Genomic DNA, 6,351 nt, shown 5'->3' on the forward strand with positions numbered 1-6,351 from the left:
CTAATCGGTGAAAAAACGAAAAGGGTTATCTCCTTGTGGGGAAAGCGTTTTGGCCAGTTAGCAAATTAGGCTATGAATAATTCAGGATTATAAAACATATAATAAAATTTCAATTTTATAATGACCTTTGACAAAATCATTCTTCCTGATATAAAGATTGGGAGAGGATTTGTGTGTACTAAGTATATCTACATCAAGAAAAGAGTACCGGTGATACTTTGTACTGCGGAAAGGGAAATAAGAACTGTTATCGTGGATTAAAGCGCAGATCTAGTGAACATATATTTCTGATTAAGAATGACAGGACAAGATATATCATTTTGAATGAAGCGCCTTGATGATGAAGACGCTGCTTATGAATACGAGGAACTCATCACAGAGATGTTAAAGGTGATCGGACAATGCAAATTCAAAGTTTACAACGGTAGACGATGTGGTCTAGTAACAAAGAAAATATTATCAAAGATATTTAAAAGCCGGTCAATGACCGGCTTTTTTTTCTTATTTATTTGGAATTTGATCAGTAAATGGAATGAATGGGTTTATTTCATTATCAAAGCGCTTAACCCTTAAACGTCCAAAATCCTCAATGACAAGGTAATTTTGATGATTAACTTTGATAATGTCCCCTTTCTGATATTTTGAATGCGCCGCTTGAATTTCCACGGTTGCGCGCACAAACCATGCGGTGGATTGATCGAGATACTGAATAATGTACATTTTGCGAATCATTGATAAAGCCTCCTAATATGATGTGTGAACTGAACGCTACAGTTATCAGTTCGGAGGATTAAATTTCCATTTTAAAGTTGTTGTGAAAATAACAAGCGTTATCGAAATGAGAAAGCTTCTTTTTTTTATATATTTCTCGAAAAATTTTCGCGTAAAACGCAGAGTGAATTGGAGGTCAAGATGGGAAAGACTAATTGGGTAAGTTTGATCAAATAGCCGACGTCTTTAAGGAACCAGATGAGTCTTGGTCGGAAAGCTGGATGATTTTCTAAGGGAATTCTAAAACCGTGACCACATTTTTATGGTTCTGAATGATTGTTGTCTGCACCGTATGTCACGAGTTATATATGACATCATACTGATGATTTTTGTTAAATCGGTGGAATGAAATATATTTTTTATTCAATACTATTTTTGGAAAGCCATTTCGAAAAAATTGCCACGAAAAAGCAATTATATGATATAGTTTATCTTGTCTAAAAAACTGCTAACCGTTTTCATTTTTATGTCATACATAAAGTCAATTGGTGCAAACATAAAAGTAAAAAGTTTGTTTCATGCTTATTTACTGATGATGGTGTAGCTTTGGAAGGTGTTGAAGATTTGACTGGTTTGTTGATTGCACTTATCCCGGCGCTCTTGTGGGGAACACTTCCATTAGTTAGCGCGAAGGTGGGCGGAACGCCGCATCACCAGGTATTTGGGATGACAATCGGTGCGTTTTGTTTTTCAATGATGGTGTTTCTGTTTTTCAGCCCAGAGATCAATGCTGCAATTTTTGTGATCAGTTTGATCTCCGGATTGTGCTGGGCAGTTGGACAGTTCCATCAATTCGCTGCAATGAAGCTGCTTGGCGTTTCGAAGACAATGCCGCTTTCCACCGGGATGCAGCTTGCAGGTGCTGCGTTGTTTGGTATTTTTCTGTTTCATGAATGGAATACGGCTCTGCGAATGGTTCTGGGCATCAGTGCGGTTGTATGTATTATTATTGGTGTATTGTTTACATCAAGAGAGCAGAACGCGAAAGAGTCGAACAATAATTCACTGATTCAGGGAATTTTTCTGCTTATTGTGTCGACACTAGGTTATATGTCTTATCTGGTCATCTTGAGAATTTTCGATATTAATGGCTGGTCGGCGGTGCTTCCCCAGTCTATTGGCATGCTCATCGGTGCTCTTTTATTGTCTGGGAAACAGGTTAAGTCCTTGTATGACCGGCACACATTCTTTAACACCCTTTCCGGGTTGATGTGGGCAGGTGGCAATCTTGCGTTATTGATTGCAACAAAAATGGAAGGTGTCGCGATTAGTTTCTCTATGTCACAAATCGGGACGGTGCTGTCGACGCTTGGCGGAATTTTTATTCTAGGTGAGAAAAAGTCGAAACATCAAATGGTGATGCTTTTCATCGGCTGCGCTTTGATCATTGTTGGCGGAATATTGTTGGGAATGACGAAGAAATAATCCATGTGGATCAAAGACTTTTCATTTTTTTCAATGTTAGGTCATGACATCTGCGGAAATGAATGCTAAAATATAAATAAGCTATTTGAAGGATCTTGTCGTCTCTTAAGATGAAAACGGTTCTTTGAAGATAGAGCAGAGTTCACTCCTGTGAAATTCTGCAGAAACTTAAATTTTATGCAAATGAATGGAGCGAGTAGAAAATGGAAAAAACGTATGTTGTCACTGATGAAACAGGTATCCATGCACGTCCGGCTACTGTGCTTGTAAGCGAAGCAAGCAAATTCGAATCGAACATTAATATCGAATATAACGGCAAGAAAGCAAATTTGAAGAGTATCATGGGTGTCATGGCTCTTGGCATTATGCAAGGTGCTGAATTTAAGGTTGTAACTGAAGGTTCAGACGCTGATGAAGCAGCAGCTGCAATCAGCAATGTAATCTCAGCTCAAGGTATCGGCAAAGAAAACTAATTGTTTGGAATCATAAAAAGCGGTGGATTTGAGATTTCTCAAATCCACCGCTTTTTGTTATGTGATTGATGAAAAGGACAAGTCGCTTTTAGGATTGCTGCACCACTGATGCATTTTTCATCCGCTGATGCAGTAATGCCGAAGTAATGCATGTTTGCACGATTAGAAACACCCCGCCTACAACCCAATATAAAGGTAGAGCAGCAGATGTGGACAGTGAAGCGAATACAATCATAATCGGCGAAATTAATCCGATCCACTGCATTGAATTGTTTGGCGTCTCAGAGCCGGCTGCTGGAATAAGCAGTTTTTGACTGACCTTAAATTGAACAAAATAGACAATGCCGGCAATGATCGTCAGTGTGAGATCTGTATGTCCTAAGCTAAACCACAGGAAGTGATGTGCGGCAATCTCCTTCGAACTGCGGATTGCGTAGTAAAAGCCCATCAAGATTGGCATTTGAATGAGTATAGGCAAGCACCCTACTGCAGACAGAGGGTTGATGCCATGCTTTTTGTAGAGCGCCATCATTTCCATCTGAAGTTTTTGTTTTTCTTCAGGGCTTGCAGCATCGGCCATTCTTTTCTGAATTTGACTCAACTCAGGCTTTAGTTTGTCCATCTTTTGTTTCGTATCAAATTGCCGAACGGACTGTCGAACCATGAGCGGCGCAAGCAAAAAGCGAATCAACAGTGTCAAAATAATAATCGCCATACCGTAATTATGATTAAAAAGCGATGCTGTACCTTGGATCATGATTGTGAAAGGTTCAATGAGCATTTTCATTTCGCGTTTCCTCCTAGCTGTTGGTGTATCGGTTAATGAGCTAGGAGTGAGCAATCACTCTCTGAATCAGTTGACGCAGCATCTCGTCGCATGATTGATCGCACTAAGCAGCTAATCAATTGATGTTGCCACTGAGCACGATTGAGCCGTTCCGGTTTCGCATGGAGGTGTGACCGAACAGTCTGATCGCTAAAATCATTTTTGAACGAAGCATACTGCTGGGCAAATGCCTGCCTGCTTAGGCAAAGGGACAACTCAAAAATGATAAGCAGAGTAGGAAACGTGGGGTCATTTAATAAATAAATACAAAGATCAAGGATTGCGGTCACCTGCCTTTCCGAAGATGCTACGCAAATCATAGCACATTAAGCGGATAAGGAGTACTCACGCTGAGAAATAAGTTCGCTTAGTCAATGCGCTATCGGAATCTCCCCATGACTAAAGGATTGATTGAGACAAAAGGTCCCCGAAGATTTATCGGAGACCTTACTTTCGCTTATAGTAAATTTATAAGAGAATGAGTGGTGTTAATATTGGGGCAAACACCAGAGTGATGATAGCCGCCAATACCATGGCAAGACTTGCTGCTGCACCTTCTTCGCTGCCAAATTCAAGCGCTTTTGATGTGCCCGCTCCATGCGCGCCCATGCCCAATAAAAGTCCTTTGGCTAATTTTTCTTGAATATGCATTGAACGGATAATTGCGGGTCCCAGAATTAAGCCGGTAATACCTGTTACAATAACGAAAATTGCTGTCATTGTCGGCATGCCGCCAATATCGACAGATACAGCCATTGCGATCGGCGTGGTAATCGATCGTGGCAGTAAGCTCAGCAAGTAGCTATCATTTAAATGAACGATGTGGCTGAACACACCTGAGCTGAGGATTGCTATAAATACGCCGGTAGACATGCTGATCGCAATGATTTTTGCGTATTTCTTCATCACCTTGCGAAATTTATACAGGGGGACAGCAAAGCCGACTACCGCAGGCTGTAAAAGATTGCTCAGCCAGCGGCCTCCTTTGTCATAATCCGAATAATCGATATGAACTCCAACCAACATCAGTGAGAGAATGCAGGGTGCGATGAGAAGTGGTGACAATAGAGCGAACCTCATTCTTTTGTACACGCATTTCGATAAAACATAAACGGCAATAGTAAGCAGGATGCAAATAAATGCAATCATTGGCCAATCTCTCCTTTTTTATTTGCCAGCCTGCGTAGTGCAAATTGGGCGACAAGACCAGTAACGGCCATAACTGTAACAGTACTCAATAAAATAACAATTAAAAACTGGGAACCGTGCTGCAAGATCTCTGTTTTGTACTGGATGATTGCAACTGCGGATGGGATAAAAAAGAGCAGCATTTCAGAGGTCAGAAAACTTGCACCCAATTCAACCATTGAAAGCTTTAACACTTTAAAATGGAGGAGTCCCAGGACGATGAACAACCCGAGGATACTTCCTGAAATGGGTAAGTGCAGCTGCTTAACGAGAAAGTTCCCAAGTAATGCAAACAGATACAAGAAAAGAACCTGCGTAATTATTCGCAACGCTTTTGACAAATTAATAACACTTCCTTATTTAATTAACAGTCGTCTATGACGAACATCACAATTAATTATACAAAATACAAATTTGCAGGTACAATAGATTTCGGGAATACATGTATTCCTTTAACTTATAGAGATGATTTGAAGAGCTGGGGGGATGAAGGTGGACATTAAACATCTACACTATTTTATTGAAGTGGCTGTGCGAAAGAGCTTTACCAAGGCAGCACATCATCTGTATGTCACGCAGCCAACAATAAGTAAGATGGTGAGAGACATAGAAGATGAGTTAGGGATGGTATTGCTTGATCGAACGGGAAAAGAAATCGAATTAACGGATGCTGGACGAATTGTTTTTGAACAATCACAGAAAATTGTTCAGTCGTTTGCTCATCTTTCCGATGAACTCGGTAACTTAACGCATGCAAAAAGAGGAAAATTAACCATTGGTTTGCCACCGATGATTGGATTTAAATTTTTTCCTAATATACTTAGCCAATTTCGTAATGAGTATCCAGGTATCGATCTTAATATTGCGGAGTACGGTGCAAAAAAGGTGGCTGATTCGGTTGCTGAAGGATTGTTGGAAGTCGGCGTAACGGTTGGTGAATTCAATGATGAATTGTTTCATTCCTTTGTGTTTTTTGAAGATAAGCTGCGGCTTGTTGCTCATAAGTCGAGCCCGCTTGCGAAAAAGACACATGTGAATTTATTCGATCTTCGAAATGAACATTTCATCTTGTTTCCAGAAGAATTTTCATTACATGGTATGATTATTGCTTGCTGCGAGAAGGCGGGCTATCAACCGCATATTGTTTTTGAGAGTTCTCAATGGGAGTTTATGGTGAAAATGGTTTCTGAGAAATTTGGAGTGGCCTTGCTGCCGGAAAGTATCTTGAAAAAAGCTGAAAAAGAAATAGACGCTATAGTAACGCTTCCGATTGAAAACTCTGAATTGAACTGGCGACTGTCCATGATCTGGGAAAGAAATCATTATCTATCTTACGCGGCAAGGACTTGGGTAGCCAAAACGCGGATGCTGTTGAAAGAATATCATGTGAATTAATAAAACAGTTGACACTATTTGTCCATACTGGTATATTAATAAAGTTGCTCCATTGATGAATGCTTTTTGTTAACGAGTTAATGGTAAAACGACTAGAATTACTTGTGAGTGATTCTAGTGAAAAAAAGTCTTGACACTTTATTGATAGTTTGTTAAACTGTTTAAGTTGTCGTTTTTGGCGACCAAGAATGTTCCTTGAAAACTAAACAAAAGCCAAGCGTGAATAAAGGGTTTTTAAACCCCATAATCAATTCAATTTGCTATGGATCATAG

7 protein-coding genes are annotated in these 6,351 nt (G+C 40.0%); 3 read left to right on the top strand and 4 right to left on the bottom strand.

Annotated features, from left to right (window positions below):
• Nucleotides 1–501: 501 nt before the first annotated feature.
• Entirely contained in the window at nt 502–732 is a 231-nt protein-coding gene (locus AA84_RS0114000; protein WP_028977720.1) for a hypothetical protein, read from the bottom strand.
• Nucleotides 733–1,317: 585 nt separating this feature from the next.
• Here AA84_RS0114000 and AA84_RS0114005 point away from each other — a divergent pair.
• Both AA84_RS0114005 and AA84_RS0114010 read left to right on the top strand, forming a co-directional pair.
• The gene (locus tag AA84_RS0114005; RefSeq protein WP_176557860.1) at nt 1,318–2,196 is read left to right on the top strand and encodes a GRP family sugar transporter; all 879 of its coding nucleotides are present in this window, start codon (nt 1,318–1,320) and stop codon (nt 2,194–2,196) included.
• A gap of 203 nt (nt 2,197–2,399) precedes the next feature.
• On the top strand, nt 2,400–2,669 hold the full coding sequence (locus AA84_RS0114010) for a phosphocarrier protein HPr (RefSeq protein ID WP_028977722.1): 270 nt from the start codon (nt 2,400–2,402) through the stop codon (nt 2,667–2,669).
• 88 nt (nt 2,670–2,757) lie between these two features.
• Here the strand turns inward: AA84_RS0114010 and yidC are convergent, their stop codons facing one another.
• The 3 genes from yidC to AA84_RS0114025 all read right to left on the bottom strand — a co-directional run bounded on the left by yidC (nt 2,758) and on the right by AA84_RS0114025 (nt 5,024).
• Nucleotides 2,758–3,456, bottom strand: a complete 699-nt coding sequence (gene yidC, locus AA84_RS0114015) for a membrane protein insertase YidC (RefSeq protein ID WP_028977723.1) — start codon at nt 3,454–3,456, stop codon at nt 2,758–2,760.
• A 507-nt stretch (nt 3,457–3,963) separates the two neighbouring features.
• Nucleotides 3,964–4,644 carry an LrgB family protein gene (locus tag AA84_RS0114020; protein ID WP_028977724.1) on the bottom strand — a complete coding sequence of 227 codons (681 nt, stop codon included), beginning with the start codon at nt 4,642–4,644 and terminating at the stop codon, nt 3,964–3,966.
• Nucleotides 4,641–5,024 carry a CidA/LrgA family protein gene (locus AA84_RS0114025; RefSeq protein WP_028977725.1) on the bottom strand — a complete coding sequence of 128 codons (384 nt, stop codon included), beginning with the start codon at nt 5,022–5,024 and terminating at the stop codon, nt 4,641–4,643. Before AA84_RS0114025 ends, AA84_RS0114020 begins: the two co-directional genes overlap by 4 nt.
• A gap of 151 nt (nt 5,025–5,175) precedes the next feature.
• Between AA84_RS0114025 and AA84_RS0114030 the strand changes: the two genes are divergently transcribed.
• Nucleotides 5,176–6,078, top strand: a complete 903-nt coding sequence (locus tag AA84_RS0114030; protein WP_028977726.1) for a LysR family transcriptional regulator — start codon at nt 5,176–5,178, stop codon at nt 6,076–6,078.
• The last annotated feature ends 273 nt before the right edge of the window (nt 6,079–6,351 follow it).

Source organism: Sporolactobacillus terrae DSM 11697 (assembly GCF_000648615.1).
In the GTDB taxonomy this organism is placed as follows: Bacteria; Bacillota; Bacilli; order Bacillales; family Sporolactobacillaceae; genus Sporolactobacillus; species Sporolactobacillus terrae.